This is a genomic window from Paenibacillus sp. T2-29 (assembly GCF_052921365.1).
In genome coordinates, this window is the sequence record NZ_JBREVE010000004.1 from 470651 (window position 1) to 484612 (window position 13962).

21 protein-coding genes and 1 tRNA gene are annotated in these 13962 nt (G+C 44.0%); 4 read left to right on the plus strand and 18 right to left on the minus strand.

Translation table 11 applies throughout. The features are described 5' to 3' along the window. Positions 1-22: 22 nt before the first annotated feature. The 4 genes from ACU1JV_RS14945 to ACU1JV_RS14960 form a co-directional block, all read right to left on the minus strand. Positions 23-160 (minus strand): hypothetical protein, encoded by a 138-nt coding sequence (locus tag ACU1JV_RS14945; protein ID WP_446724587.1) that lies wholly within the window; start codon positions 158-160, stop codon positions 23-25. A 158-nt stretch (positions 161-318) separates the two neighbouring features. Further along, entirely contained in the window at positions 319-531 is a 213-nt protein-coding gene (locus ACU1JV_RS14950) for a hypothetical protein (protein WP_025676514.1), read from the minus strand. 68 nt (positions 532-599) lie between these two features. Next, positions 600-1535, minus strand: coding sequence for a hypothetical protein (locus ACU1JV_RS14955; protein ID WP_446724588.1), 936 nt, complete (start codon positions 1533-1535; stop codon positions 600-602). Positions 1536-1946: 411 nt separating this feature from the next. Then, positions 1947-2183 carry a helix-turn-helix domain-containing protein gene (locus ACU1JV_RS14960; RefSeq protein ID WP_446724589.1) on the minus strand — a complete coding sequence of 79 codons (237 nt, stop codon included), beginning with the start codon at positions 2181-2183 and terminating at the stop codon, positions 1947-1949. Between the two features lie 664 nt (positions 2184-2847). On the opposite strand from ACU1JV_RS14960, the gene ACU1JV_RS14965 reads away from it, so the two are divergent. Then, positions 2848-3696 (plus strand): PIN domain-containing protein, encoded by an 849-nt coding sequence (locus tag ACU1JV_RS14965; protein ID WP_446724590.1) that lies wholly within the window; start codon positions 2848-2850, stop codon positions 3694-3696. A 198-nt stretch (positions 3697-3894) separates the two neighbouring features. Beyond that, a complete protein-coding gene (locus tag ACU1JV_RS14970; RefSeq protein WP_446724591.1) occupies positions 3895-4071 on the plus strand; it encodes a hypothetical protein in 177 nt (58 codons plus the stop codon). A gap of 115 nt (positions 4072-4186) precedes the next feature. On the opposite strand, the gene ACU1JV_RS14975 is transcribed toward ACU1JV_RS14970, so the two are convergent. From ACU1JV_RS14975 to ACU1JV_RS14985, 3 genes are all read right to left on the minus strand, one after another. Further along, on the minus strand, positions 4187-4552 hold the full coding sequence (locus ACU1JV_RS14975; protein ID WP_446724592.1) for a hypothetical protein: 366 nt from the start codon (positions 4550-4552) through the stop codon (positions 4187-4189). A gap of 2 nt (positions 4553-4554) precedes the next feature. Continuing rightward, complete coding sequence (locus ACU1JV_RS14980; protein WP_446724593.1) at positions 4555-4755, minus strand: hypothetical protein; 201 nt, start codon at positions 4753-4755, stop codon at positions 4555-4557. Between the two features lie 93 nt (positions 4756-4848). Further along, a complete protein-coding gene (locus ACU1JV_RS14985) occupies positions 4849-5130 on the minus strand; it encodes a hypothetical protein (RefSeq protein ID WP_446724594.1) in 282 nt (93 codons plus the stop codon). 413 nt (positions 5131-5543) lie between these two features. Between ACU1JV_RS14985 and ACU1JV_RS14990 the strand changes: the two genes are divergently transcribed. Then, positions 5544-5810: a helix-turn-helix domain-containing protein gene (locus ACU1JV_RS14990; RefSeq protein WP_446724595.1), complete on the plus strand. Its 267-nt coding sequence runs from the start codon at positions 5544-5546 to the stop codon at positions 5808-5810. A gap of 60 nt (positions 5811-5870) precedes the next feature. On the opposite strand, the gene ACU1JV_RS14995 is transcribed toward ACU1JV_RS14990, so the two are convergent. The 8 genes from ACU1JV_RS14995 to ACU1JV_RS15030 all read right to left on the minus strand — a co-directional run bounded on the left by ACU1JV_RS14995 (position 5871) and on the right by ACU1JV_RS15030 (position 10677). Beyond that, positions 5871-6281 (minus strand): hypothetical protein, encoded by a 411-nt coding sequence (locus ACU1JV_RS14995; RefSeq protein ID WP_446724596.1) that lies wholly within the window; start codon positions 6279-6281, stop codon positions 5871-5873. Between the two features lie 445 nt (positions 6282-6726). Then, on the minus strand, positions 6727-7287 hold the full coding sequence (locus ACU1JV_RS15000; RefSeq protein WP_446724597.1) for a hypothetical protein: 561 nt from the start codon (positions 7285-7287) through the stop codon (positions 6727-6729). Positions 7288-7307: 20 nt separating this feature from the next. Beyond that, positions 7308-7577 (minus strand): hypothetical protein, encoded by a 270-nt coding sequence (locus ACU1JV_RS15005; RefSeq protein WP_446724598.1) that lies wholly within the window; start codon positions 7575-7577, stop codon positions 7308-7310. A gap of 368 nt (positions 7578-7945) precedes the next feature. Beyond that, a complete protein-coding gene (locus tag ACU1JV_RS15010) occupies positions 7946-8077 on the minus strand; it encodes a putative holin-like toxin (RefSeq protein WP_414004479.1) in 132 nt (43 codons plus the stop codon). Positions 8078-8167: 90 nt separating this feature from the next. Continuing rightward, positions 8168-9193 carry a tyrosine-type recombinase/integrase gene (locus tag ACU1JV_RS15015; protein ID WP_446724599.1) on the minus strand — a complete coding sequence of 342 codons (1026 nt, stop codon included), beginning with the start codon at positions 9191-9193 and terminating at the stop codon, positions 8168-8170. A 151-nt stretch (positions 9194-9344) separates the two neighbouring features. Beyond that, positions 9345-9435 (minus strand) — tRNA-Ser (locus ACU1JV_RS15020). Positions 9436-9512: 77 nt separating this feature from the next. Continuing rightward, complete coding sequence (locus tag ACU1JV_RS15025; RefSeq protein ID WP_013373909.1) at positions 9513-9737, minus strand: DUF951 domain-containing protein; 225 nt, start codon at positions 9735-9737, stop codon at positions 9513-9515. Beyond that, a complete protein-coding gene (locus ACU1JV_RS15030) occupies positions 9727-10677 on the minus strand; it encodes a mechanosensitive ion channel family protein (protein ID WP_013373910.1) in 951 nt (316 codons plus the stop codon). The genes ACU1JV_RS15025 and ACU1JV_RS15030 overlap by 11 nt, the downstream gene beginning before the upstream one ends. A gap of 250 nt (positions 10678-10927) precedes the next feature. On the opposite strand from ACU1JV_RS15030, the gene yyaC reads away from it, so the two are divergent. After that, positions 10928-11533, plus strand: coding sequence for a spore protease YyaC (gene yyaC / locus ACU1JV_RS15035; RefSeq protein ID WP_413987269.1), 606 nt, complete (start codon positions 10928-10930; stop codon positions 11531-11533). Here the strand turns inward: yyaC and ACU1JV_RS15040 are convergent. From ACU1JV_RS15040 to ACU1JV_RS15050, 3 genes are all read right to left on the minus strand, one after another. Beyond that, positions 11487-12008: a DUF4446 family protein gene (locus ACU1JV_RS15040; protein WP_040102457.1), complete on the minus strand. Its 522-nt coding sequence runs from the start codon at positions 12006-12008 to the stop codon at positions 11487-11489. The genes yyaC and ACU1JV_RS15040 overlap by 47 nt on opposite strands. Before the next feature lie 204 nt (positions 12009-12212). After that, positions 12213-13055 (minus strand): ParB/RepB/Spo0J family partition protein, encoded by an 843-nt coding sequence (locus ACU1JV_RS15045; protein ID WP_040102456.1) that lies wholly within the window; start codon positions 13053-13055, stop codon positions 12213-12215. Then, the gene (locus ACU1JV_RS15050; protein WP_013373915.1) at positions 13048-13809 is read right to left on the minus strand and encodes a ParA family protein; all 762 of its coding nucleotides are present in this window, start codon (positions 13807-13809) and stop codon (positions 13048-13050) included. The genes ACU1JV_RS15045 and ACU1JV_RS15050 overlap by 8 nt, the downstream gene beginning before the upstream one ends. Positions 13810-13962: the final 153 nt, after the last annotated feature.

A 13962-nucleotide genomic window follows, 5' to 3' on the forward strand; every position in this document is an offset into this window, starting at 1 on the left:
TACCTCCTCGCTACTTGTGTACTCAAATATCGACATTGTACGGAATCATCGCCGCGCCAGGCTTTACACCGCTTATCCGCTTTTGACATCGCGTGAAGCAATACGCAGCTCGAATCCGGCTTGTAATACGGACAATATGTAGCCGCATCCTCTCGATCACTCACTAGCTCACCTCCCGTTAAAACCGTGCATAACCGGTGCTCATTTCCCGTGTTTTCGCTTGATTTCAGACGCGCAAAAATAAGCCGAGGGTCATTGTTCCTCCGCTTGTCTAATACGCTAATACCACGCTAATTCAACGTATAGGGTACTGCGCCGTCATGCGCTGATTTGGCAATTTAACAGCCGCTTGATTGACCGTTTCCGCGCTTCCGGTACACGATACTGAATCGCAATTAACTTGCCGAATCGGAAATACTCAGCCATGATGTGAAAATCCGAATAGCTACGCTTGATCTTCGCCATAACGGTAGCATCCTCTGTGTAAGCTGCGAGGTTGTCCGAATCGATCCGCCATATCTTGTTACCCACGTAAGGCCCTCCTTTTGGGTACGACAAATAAGCCGCCTCGAAATTCGGGCCGCCTTGGTGATGCGTTTTTAATTGAAGAGAACTTTAATCGCTGCCAGCTTTTCCGCCGACCCTGCGAAGACAACACGCGGATTAACTATAACCCGGCGCTTTCGTTTATCATGGACGTCGGGCACGAGCAGGAAAACGTTCTTGCTGTTGAGCTTAACCGCGTCGAGTGCTTTGCGAAGTTTCTGCGCGTCCTTATACCCGAGTAGCGCCGCGAGTCTCTCAACGTCCATCGGCTGTAGCCGGTCTTCCTGCGTCTCTTCCGGATTAAAACATACGATGTTAGTGTTGAAGTTGATAAACGGAAGCACCGCGTAGAGGATCGCTAATTGTTTGACTTCACGGCCTTTTCCGTAAGTCTCATACAAGCCGCGTACAGTATTGCGGAACATACAGATATAGCGGTACTCGGAAAGATCGTATGTGTTCTCTTTCTTGATCTCGCCGCGATAGAATATTGACGGGTTCGTGTATAAGTCCCCGGTCTCCTCGTCCTCCGAGATGATTGATTCCGCGACTAGCTTCCTATACAATTCTGAGCAGCTAGTACGGTGCATGCCGAGGAGATTGGTAAGACCGGCGCGTTTAATGGGCCGCCCGTTGTCGTGCTGGAGCCTGCCGCCGTCGTAGCTCGTATAAGTCCCGAGGAACATTACACGGGCATAATCGGATTGACTAAGCGACGGAAACCGCTCGACAAATGTTTCGCAGCCTTTAAAGAGCGCGAACACAAAACCGCCGTGCTCCTCCGCCCATTGGCCGAGTACTGTGACGTTGCGCGCCCCACGTGCCTGCGCCTCAGTCGTCCGGATGACTGTGTCAATCGTAGAGGAAAGTCCGGCTTCTGCTAGCAGTTTATCCGCACGCTCCTGCGCTACGATCGCAGCCCCCTTCGTCTTTTGCGGTAGGTTTCTCCAAACTCGATTGGCACGTGATCTTTTATCAGAATTGCTCATGTTACCCCTCCCTAGTGAAAAATACCCAGCTTTTCGACTACAAAATCGGCCAGATACCCAGCTTTTCGACTACATAACTTTTTGGTGAGTAGAGGCTAAAAACCCACGTCTGGCGCGGATTCCCTCCGTTTTTATCGACTCTTCGGAGATTCTATCCCTATAGTAAGTCTTATACTTTTTTCTTCTTGGACGCGCAGAATACATGTGAACATACCACAACACCATGCTGCCGCCTCCCTTCGGTCGTTGCCTCACCGCACCCAAAAGACGGCACGGTGAAAATATATCTCTATCATAATCTTTCTCGCGTTTAGAATATGTACAGACGTCCCGGTAGGGGCGGATGTCCGCAGGAGCGGAGCGACGCGGAAGGTAAAGCGGATGGACACGACATATCTACCGTTGTAGCGTCTACTTTCCCGGTAGTAACGTTTCCCGGTATATCTCGGCTAGGCGCGTTAATTTATCCGGCGTAAGTTCGAGTTCTCTTTCGAGCATATCCGCCCTGACTTTCGGTAGGTTACGGGCCCCCTTCTCAACGTAAGAAACAAATCGCCCACTTACGCCCATCAACGCGCCTAATTCTTCGTATGAGAGTCGATAGACTGCGCGAATGATACCGATGTTGCTTTCGTTAACGACCGCCATTGTAAACACCTCCCTGTACGTTCTGATTTTTGAACTAGCTGCGTAAATAAAAAGACCACCGTCATGTCGTCAGGCACACGACACGAGTGCGATTTTACTTTCACAGATAAGGCCTTGAGATTACCATAAAAACAACCTCCCATCGAAAAAGTTTCCTCATAACGTATAGATAAGTAAAAGGACAAAAAGCAGGGTCAAAACGGAGGAATTTACGCGGTCCTCTCATACACGTATGTAACTGAGCGGTTAAAAAACAACCTATATCGTGGAAATAACGTAAGGGCGTGCGGAGTTTACTCGCACCATGCGTATCCCGTGAGGAGGTTCTACTTCCTCATTGTATATAGTCATGAACCACCTAAAAAAACAACCAAGTAATGAAAAAAGACGCAGGAAATATGCACCAATTTGTCGAATTATTAGCGTAACACAGTACGAAAGGGCTACATTTTTTTGGAAAATAATGGGCGTCTACAGCGGATGTTTATTTTTATACTGCGCAAATGGACAGAAGCGCATCGTTGTGTTTATTGACAACGAGTTGATCGGTGCGTGCACGATAAAAGAGCTTACGACGGATTCTGTAAAGATCGAGACAAAGCGTTTCATACGGCTAATTGTACGTTTAAATACGTGGCTTAGGCTCAAATAGGAGGACTGCTTTTTGAAATATTTATTGTTAGATACTAATATCTTTCTTGACATGGTTTTTTCACGCACTAAGTCAAGCCCCCCAGAGACGCTGTTGCGCCTAGATAATCTACTAAAGTGGGAAACTATTTCCCTAATAGTGCCTGAGATAGTAATAGTGGAGACACAAAGGCATATTCACAACTTAATCAATGAAATACCTAACAATGTAAACAATATATTGAAAATGTTAGAGGAAAGTTATTGGATTAATATAGAGGCAGAGTTGCCTAAATATAAAGCTGTAGTAAAAGAAACTAGCAAAAGCCTAAAAGAATATAAATTGCGGATGGAAACTAATAAGGAAAATTACATGAAAGGATTAAGCGTACGAGTAAACCGTCTTTTTAGTAAAGCAACAATTATTAAAACTGATAACGACTTAGTGTTTAACGTTGCAAAAAGGAAACTTTTCAAAAAGTGCCCCCTACACACTAACAAACAATCAGACCAAGATGCGCTTATTATTGAGACATTGTTAAATATTAAGAATTATATTGATATTGGTCCTAAAGATGAAATTTACTTTATCAGTAGAAATTATAAAGATTTTTCAAAAAGCAAGGCAGAGAGTGATATATTTCATGATGATATCCAACATGACCTATCTGAAGCTGGTCTCATAGGAACAATAAAGTACAGAAATTTATTATTCAAAACCTTAAAAGACGATTTTGACGTAGAGCATATAACAGCTAGTGAAATCCAAGAGGAATATGATGCATTTTTGGTTGCTCAAGGAGAGAATTACAGCTACAGTAACTATGATTACTATGCTGATTTGGCAGATGCGCTTGATGATGAATATAATCCGAACGATTAAACCATAAGCTCTGGAAACACCGGACTTAGCAGCGCCGACGACTTTTAACGTTTACCACAGTTTCGTACACGTTCGACAAAAACTTTTTAAGAAAAATGGAACCTATGTTCCTATCCTGCGTATATACTGGATATAACAAGCAGACGACCGGTGCCTGAACCGGATTTACCGGCCGATCGTCCGAGGATGATAAATTATGTGAACTACGCCTGCCTGACGGATATTGCCGTATCCGGACGTAGGAATTATGGTAAGGAGCCGGCCAGCCTACCGAGACGTTGGCGCGTCTTACGTAGACCGACCGAGATTACCGAGCAGTTGGCGCTACTCAGCGATTGTTCCCTCCGATTGGCGTCGGAAAGTACGGACATTTGATTGGACCGCTCGTTGGCGCGAGGCAGCCTGATAATACACGCGCGTCTCCTCCCCATTTAAGTAGACGGAACGATTGGCGTCGAACCGTTTGCGTTTAGGTTCATCGGAATGCGCGTTATCCCTTCTTCTTAACGAGATTGAGACCGAGATCACCACGATCATCGAGCCATAGCAATTCGTCGATTAGAAACGTCAAACCGTCAATTGCCCGGAGCCGGTCGAGCGTTTCTGTGACTACTTCTAATAAGTCGCGCTGAACGTTATTCGCGAGTTGAAGGCCGCCGGAATCCCCGTCGATAAATAAGTGCGTGTGCTCCGGATGGTCGACTTTGCGGACGTGACGAAGCCATAAAATACCGTTCTCAAGGTGGAAAAAGTAGTGATCCGCGTATAAAACGCCCTCTACGACTTCATACATATGCGGCAGATCGTACGGGCCATAGGCCAGCGCCGCCCGTTCCAATTCGGTTGACTCGCCCATACTCAAACGCCCCCATTCGGAAATACGTTGTTAAACGCTGTATCTAGTTCTTTTAACGTCTCAATTCGTTCGGTATCGGTGAAGTGCGGACTTTCTAATACGTTGCCGACCGCGAGAACATAGAACCGAAACGCGATCATTAACGCCTCGCCCGTAGTTTCGGAACCCAGCCGATAATCCGTGAATATTTCCAAGTAAGACATTACGTCAACACCTCTCGCGCAATCAGTACGATAGCGTAGATGAATTTTAGTACCGCGACGATACGTTTGCGATTCTTACGTGATAATACGATGTTACGCGTAGTTGATAAATTGCTTACTGCGTTCAATCTGGACGCCTCCCTTCCCGACAATGAATCCGAGTTCCTTCATAACGTCCATTGATAGCGTTAAACTACCGAGCGGCGACCGTTGATTGACTCCGGTTATCCGCCAGAATGCCCGCGCCTGTATGACGAGCTCCTGACGTGTGCCGACGTACCGAACTATGTAGTTCCCTGTGATCGGATCGAGTACGTAGCGAACTTGAGCCGGAGTAACTAGCGGGCGTACAACACGGAAGACTTCGCGCTTCATTTCTGCGTCTAGTTCAAAACCGAGTTCGACGAGCTGTGCCGGAGTGGTTTGGACAATGTCACCGTAGAGATACGGATTAGCTTGCGGTATAATGGAAAAGAATAATTCCGATGTAACGCGGAGTTCTTGACGAGTGCGGCCGCTTCCGACCGTGATGATGACGTTACTTTCGCGACGATTACGGATGAAACCTAACGTGATTGACATATGATTCGCCTCCAAACGGGATTTATAGGATGAATTGCGTGATGCTTCGGAACAGTACGATGTTGCGCAAAATGGAACCTTTTTAATCTCGATTACGTGTTTCGTAATTTAACTATAATTACGTTTTGCGTAATTGTCAATCTTTAATTACGTTATTCGTAATTAATTTTTGGTGTCTTGCTTACTTAAGAGAGGGGGGTAAAATTTTGAGCAATAGAATACTTGTCTGTGATTTAAAAAATCTTCTAATTGAAAAAGGATGGGAGCAGAAAAAGCTATCTGAATTAACTGGTATTCGAGAGGCAACCATTTCGGAGTTGGTTAGAAACAAGAATAAAATGTTTCCCCGTCAGGTATTGGAGAAGATTATTAATGTTCTGGAGATAGAAGATATAACAAAACTAATTCGTATTGAGTACATACCGACGAATGCCAAAGAAATTACCGATCAAAACGCAAAAAAGAACCGCTAACCCTGTATATAGGCTGCGGTTCTTTATTTAGTCATTCCTAGTCGGTATTAAAGAAACATTTTATCCTATTATACTTCCGCATGTAGGACTGCAAGTATAACCCGCTTGAAAATGACAATCTTTTGGCTCTGAAGGACCTAATCTTTTACATCTATGATCCTTTTTGTCTGCAAATAACTCTAGGCTCATCCCCATCCTTCCCAATAATTGACAAAACTGCTTAAATGTTAACTTTTCCGCTAAGATGTCGTAACGAAATCCTTCTACTCCTTGTTCTCCAAATTCAATTTCATCTAAAAAATTTTTCTTTGATTCTGTTTCAAGAAAATTAAATGTTTGAAAATATTTATCTAATTCTTCTTTATTGGTTATTAAGTTGTTTGGCTTTTGTTTTAACAGGCTTAGAAACTCTTCCTTATTTGTAGCAGGTGAGAAACCAAGACCTTCGTAAAGAGGTGATTCATTTTCCATATACAAAGTGACCTCCTAAATGTTAGGTTAATAATATTATGTTGTCCCGCTCATTTTTTTTTATTCATAAAAACACAGTAATACTTATTGTATTTTAGCCTTAATGTGGTATTTGCACAAAATAGCGTAGGTCCCAAACGCGGCTGCGCTATTCCACACGAAAATATCTGTTCTAATTCGCTACTTTTATCAAACTATTCCCAACGACTAAAAACACGGTAATTAGCACTAAAATGAACGTAGAAAACCACCGTGCATTTAACGCACGGAGGGCGTATTGTGCGTACCCCTGAAGAATGCTCGTATAACGAAAAAGCCCGTAATCCTCTACGTTGAGGATACGGGCTTTTAACGTGAAATTAGGCATTTATGGCGCTACCCTTACGTGGGTATTCAGAGCGGAGTTACGGCGCTTATTTGCGGTCAGAACCCAGGAGATTAACGCCTAATAACTATGTACGCGTTTTGTCTGAAACCCCTCTTCCGAGTTAAGTCCTATCATTTTAAATAGCTGAGTTATAAAGTCTCCAACAATTTGTGGCGCTCTAATTGCCATTTTTTCTACGATACCATCGTTGTATACAATTAGCTTGTTGGAAGAATCAAAGTGTATTATTTTATTCCTTAACTTAGTTAATTGTATGTACGCCTTCTTAATTTCTTCCGGGAACTTCTGCGCCAATAATCTTTCAATTATTTCAATTTTTCCTGGTATTGACTTAAAAGATTTCGGTGGCTTAATGACAGGATTGTTAAGACTTTTCAACAATAGTTTATCATCTCTATTCCTTAACTCATTTTTAAACTGTGATAAGTGTTTATGTATTACTTTTGCCATAGCTGCTTCTGCGGATGTACAAAAGTTTATGATAGATGATCTATTATATCTGTGCTTTGTAAGTTCATCACTTGCATTACGGGCTTCGTGTAGATAATACAATGCATCATTAAACATTTCAGCCATATACGATGTGGAAACAAGGGACACGTCTTGTTCGGAGGCCATTTTGCCAACTCCTTTGTTACTTAATTTCTCATTGCACCCACATACAACCCGCCCAACACCCCGAGCACGCCACAAGCAATCCCCGCGATCATAATTACCGGCCCTTGTATATCGCGGCCTTCAACTTTTTTCGTAAGGAATCCGAGAATGACCGCGATTGGAGACGTAACTATGGGGAACCACAACAGTGAGAGTACCACAAACGTCCATCCGAGGAACGCGAGCGCGCTTCCCTTTCTTTGCTCACGCCTTTCCGTTGGCTTGTCGCTCTTTACGACACCGTTAATCAAACCGAATCCCTCCGTATCTCACGTTACGTTTACCTAAATAATACCATTGGACTAGTACGTTGTCACTAAAAGAAAAACGGACCCACTCACGCAATTTCCCGCGCAAATGAGTCCGTTAAAATCCGCTTACTTCGTATCTTCCGTCTGCTGCTCTGCTTTAAACGTAGAGTACACGCCAGTCCCAATCAACGCGTACGAAACGATGTCTACTCCGCACTTTCTAATTATCTAATCGATTAGACAATTAGGATGAGATTGTGTAAACTAAAAATGTAACGTGTTACAAAAAGAAAGAAGCCGTAATGGCAAGACGCACGGCTCCTTTATAAATTTTCTTAGAAATAGCCGATCTCTTGGCGGGGACTAGGCTATTTTCTTTTTTGTACCTTATTTTCTTCGCGTTTCTGCTTAAATGTAATTATAGAAATAACGACGGCCAGCAATGTCAAAACAAACATTCCAAAATTAATCATTAACGACATAGACTCGAACACACTCATTCATAGTTCCTCCATGCCGTGCGTCTTGCTTATATAATTATACAACATACCTCCGCCAAACCACAGTACTCTCTCAACTATAAATTCCTCTCATTTTCGAAGCCTCGATAACGGAGAATGTTTCCGGTGCTCATCCGCTAAACTCCCCTCACTAATCTGTACATACTTCCGCGTTGTTGCGATATCCGCGTGCCCCATTAACTTCTGTAGATGAAATATCGACATTCCATTCTCAGCCGCCATAGTAGCAAAGTTATGCCTCAACACATGCGGCGACATCGATCGTCCTAACTTCGCCTTCTCCGCGTATTTATCGAACGATTTCTGTATCGTCTTTTCACTTAGTTGCTGTCCGTAATTGGTTGTGAATAAGTATGGCGTGTCAAAATGCTCCGCTGTCTCTGTGGATAACTGTTTTAGTAGCCGAGTTGTAGTTGTGGATAACGGTAAAATACGCGATTTACGGTTCTTATTCTTCACCGCCGGCAGCACGATTTGTTTCCTCACGTAGTCAACCTCAGACTTTTCTAACGCACACACTTCCCCGAGGCGCATTCCGCAATCTAATATCAGCGTCATTATTATATAGTCACGCCATTGCGCCCATTGTCTTTGATCAGGAGCCTTCATAAAGCGTCGCAGCTCGTCTTCTGTTAACGGCATAACTGTATCGACGTCTTGGCGCATTAGAGACAGGTTTGCGACCGGATTACGGTTAATAACGTCCTCATCGTATAACACATTAAAGAACGTCTTCAGCACGCGTATACGCACGTTCACAGACGCCGGAGAAAGCCCCTTACGCTCTTTATCATAGTCCGCCTTGAACGGGTGGCCCGCGTAAAACTCCTTGTCATTGGCGCACCACAAGACGTATTCGCGCAGCATCGCCGCCGTCACTCCATCAATCGAAATATCTCCGTACCTCTCTGCGACCCATTCGTTGAAATAGCCCATGTTCTGTATGTAACCCTCGATCGTCCGTTCCTTTAAGTTATTAGCGCGCTTCACTTTAACAACGAAATCAAGCGCATCCTCCAGCGAGTACGAGGGCGTCCATTTTACTACGACTGGGTCACGTTGAGTAATCGTCTTTCTTCCGGTTCTCTTATCCATACTAAAAAACCTCCTACGCGTGGTTAGCGTAAGAGGTTAACGGAATCATTTAGGTATATCGGAATCATCTAGCTCAATTTCGTGTAAAAATCGTATAGCTTTCGATCCACATATCGTACTGTAAACGTTGATACAGCGCGATTTATTATAGTGGCGGAAAGAGTGGGATTCGAACCCACGCACGCCTTGCGACGCCTAACTGATTTCGAGTCAGCCCCCTTGGACCTCTTGGGTACCTTTCCGCAGCAAGGATAATTATATCATCATTGCTTTCATGACGCAAGCTGATTTCTTGTTCACCATGATCCACTTTCTCTGCTCAAATGGTTTCCGAATTCTGCTCGTCACCACTGGACTTTGAGCGCAGCACCTTTTTCATATTCTTTTCGAACTTGGCACGCGGAATCAGCACACTATGCTGGCATCCGACACATTTGATTCGAATATCCATCCCCATCCGGATGATTTCCATCTCGTTCGTTCCACACGGATGAGGCTTCTTCATCTGCACAATATCCCCTAGTTCAAACGACTTACGCTCCACCCTTCTCTCCCCCTTTTCTTCCTGGCTCATCTTCTTTTTCAAGGGTGATCGCCGTTTCCAGTGCGGCCTGACGATGTTCCTCGTCCTCCAGAGCCCTCTTGATATTATTCTGAATATCACGCTCTACCAAGGCCCCTGTGTTCGGCATACATTCCGCCACAACACGTACGATATACTCTGATGTAGTCATGGACTGAACGCCTAACACATCCGGCATATTAAGTATCTGCGCATTGGACTCTTCGATGCCTTGGATCGCCTGTTTTACCAAGCTGACGGCTTCCTCCAGACTACGCTCCGCCTTCATTGGCACATCTACCACCGCCAACGCGTTGGACATGGAGAAGTTCGTTACTGTCGTAATGGAGCCGTTCGGTAAAATGTACACCTCACCTTTCCAGCTCACCAGCCTGGTTGTACGTAGCCCAATCATTTCTACCGTCCCCTTGAAAGTCCCCGTCTGAATGACGTCTCCTACGGCAAATTGATCCTCAAATATAATGAAGAATCCGGTAATTACATCCTTAACCAAGCTCTGTGCCCCAAAACCTACAGCCAACCCAAGCACTCCAGCTCCAGCAATCAGAGGGCCTAGATTTATACCCATTTGCGATAGCACCAGCATAATCAAGATGAAATTGAACACAATATTTGTTACATTTTTCAGCAGTTCGCCCACAGTCGTTAACCGTCTGGTATTCAATCGGAATCTGCCGTTATCTCCCTTTTGCTCCATCGACTTATCTATAATTTTATTAATAACTCGAATAAAGATACGTGTAATGATGAAAATAATTACGATTTTCAAAATCACAAACAAAAAGGTCGACCACATCGCACTATCTGTAAGCCATTTCCATACAGCATCCTTCCAATGAATCGCACCTTGCACTACGTCATCCGTGTCTAAATTACCGGCCAACCAATGTATAAAGGTCATGCTGTACTCCTCCTCAAACCAGGGAACTACTCTTTCTATTTCCCACATTCTATTTCCTATCTATATAAGCATATCTCCCGACTTCAAACAAATGGCTATGAATAATCTACTTTTCCCGAGTATAAAAGCACAAGTTTATCCATATACTAGCTACTATCTTGAGAATAATTGTTACCCGCAGGCCAAGTATATTCTTAAAGGTAGGCGAGCATAACCTGCACACTCCATTACAGGACGAAAGGAAGATTCCATGACTTATCCATCTGACTTCATTCCGGGGCAAGAACCCCTAAGCTTAAAAATATCATACACCGATCCCGGGATCCAATCAGCCATCATCCATCGCTTGCTGTTCCATCTGCATCAGGCACGGAGTCTGCAAAATATCGTCATCATTTGCATCGGCACCGATCGTTCTACTGGAGATTGCCTTGGTCCGCTTGTGGGTACCCACTTGTCACGCTATAAAAGCCCCCTGTTTAACTTGTATGGAACATTAGATGATCCTGTACATGCTATGAACCTGCAAACGACGCTGAACGGCATACATGACCGATACGAACAGCCTTATATCATTGGCATAGACGCATGTCTTGGACAAACCTCCAGTGTTGGATGCATTCAGGTTGCAGAGGGTCCTCTCAAGCCTGGAGCAGGTGTAAATAAAGAATTACCGCCGGTCGGCGATATCCATTTGACTGGTATCGTTAACGTCGGCGGCTTCATGGAATACTTCGTGTTACAAAATACGAGACTAAATTTGGTAATGAAGTTATCAGATATCATAGCTAGTAGCTTATACTCCGCAATTAGGGAGTGGCATTACCGGTCTGTCCTACTTGCTGCGCAAGAGTAATAGCTTCTTTCTCTTCAGGTGATAAGGAATAAGCGGATTGTCCCGCTTCCAGAGGCTTGGCATACACATATGAGCCATCCCGGTTATAAATACCGGTCAATACTATTCCGTCCTGATTATCGTCTACAATAGCCAGAGAGAAGCTTAAATCGCTCCCTCTCTCACCAAAGGCATTATAACGTTTGATGCCTATATGTCCCTTCAAGCCAGTCAGTTTGCTGCGTAGTGATTTCATACTTGCACGGTGGGCTTCCTGCTCATCTTCAATCGTATCCATCTGCACCTTTAAATCAATCAGCAGCGTTTCCAAATTCTCTACACCGCTGCCTGCCATCATGGTTTCATACTTTCGCCGCATCTTCTTCAGCTTTGATCCCTGTACAATAATAACAATCAACAGGATAAGCAAAATAAGCACGATTCCTGCAACAATTCCAGCAAGCTGCTCCATGATTAGTCCATTCAATTCAGCCATATGTTTGTTTCTACCCCTCTACCTCAAAAATCATGTTACTGCTTTGCTTACCTTTTATTTTAAACGTTTGAGAACAGCGAGACAAATAACACAAGGCTATTAGTTTATCCATCAAAACCATTCTGATTCCTGCAATTCCAGACAAAGCAAAGACATATCTCACTTTCCATTTCACTCAAGGAGACATGTCCATATTTTTACGGACTACTGTAATAGCTCCAGTAATCTTTCCAAATCCTGCTGGCTGTAATAATTCAATTCGATTTTGCCTTTATCTTTATTGTGCTTGATCTTCACAGTTGTTTTAAAACGCTCGCGTAGGGACTCTTCCATATGGTCAATATAGGGGTCCTTTTTTCGTACCTTTGCTTTAGCTTTTGTTTCTCCAGGCTTATGATCCAACTGCTGTACGGCTTCCTCGAGTTCACGAACACTCCACTGTTGCTCAATGCATTGCGAGGCTAGTTGTTTCACCATGTCTGGATCTTTGAGCCCAACAATTGCTCTAGCATGCCCCATAGACAATGTTCCACGTGAAACATGATCTTTAACCTCCTCAGGCAATGCGAGCAAGCGAAGGAAATTGGCAATGTGTGAACGTGATTTTCCCACTTTCATGGACAACTCTTCCTGAGTTAAGGAGAATTGATCCATTAACCCCTGATAAGCTACTGCTACTTCCATTGCATTTAAGTTTTCACGCTGTAAATTCTCAATCAAGGCAATCTCCATTACCTGCTGATCTGTAAAATTGCGAACAACCACAGGTATGGTCGGATTCCCGCAAAATTGAGATGCCCGAAACCGCCTTTCCCCGGCTATAATCTCATATCCTCTCAAGACACTACGCGCAATAATGGGTTGGATAACACCGTGCTGACGAATGGATTCTGCTAGTTCCTTAATGGACTCCTCATCAAACGTTTTCCGAGGCTGGTATGGGTTCGCCCGCAACTGGCTGAGCGGAATGTCAACAACCTTATCCTCTTCACTGACTGTAAGGGAGGGAATAAGTGCGTCCAGTCCCTTTCCCAACCGTTTACTCATAAGATACCACTTCCTTTGCCAACTCAATATATACCTCTGCCCCACGAGAACGGGGATCATACGTAATAATGGACTGGCCATGTGATGGTGCTTCGCTGAGTCTCACGTTGCGTGGAATAATCGTCTGATAAACTTTGCTCTGAAAGTACTTTTTCACTTCTTCAATGACCTGAATACCCAAGTTTGTGCGAGCATCAAACATGGTTAGCAACACACCCTCAATTTGCAATGAGGTATTTAAATGTTTTTGTACTAAACGCACGGTATTCAACAATTGACTTAATCCTTCCAGCGCGTAGTATTCACACTGGATCGGAATAATGACTGAATCGGAAGCCGTCAATGAATTGAGCGTCAAAATACCCAGCGATGGAGGGCAATCTATTAATATATAATCATAATTATGCTTGACGAGCTGAAGTGATCTTTTTAATCTCAATTCGCGAGAAATAGTTGGTACCAGTTCGATTTCAGCACCTGCTAATTGAATGGTTGCCGGGATAATATCCAATCCCTCGACCTGTGTACTGATAATCGCCTCGCTAGGGTCAACCTCGTTAATGAGTACATCATAAATACAATTTGCCACATCCGCCTTATTGATACCCACACCGCTGGTTGTATTACCTTGCGGGTCGATATCCACGAGCAATACCCTTTTGCCGAGGGAAGCAAGTCCGGCGCCCAAATTCACGGAAGTAGTCGTTTTGCCTACTCCGCCCTTTTGATTGGCTACGGCTATTATTTTTGACACTTCATTCACCTCATAATTTAATCGGAATCCTGCTACGTTCCATGATTGCAAAAGCTCTATGAAGACGTTACTTAGTCCTTAACTTACGGATAACGGCAATTTTCAAAATAGAATACGAGTATGCTGCGGTTTTATGTTGGCGTTAGACAGAAA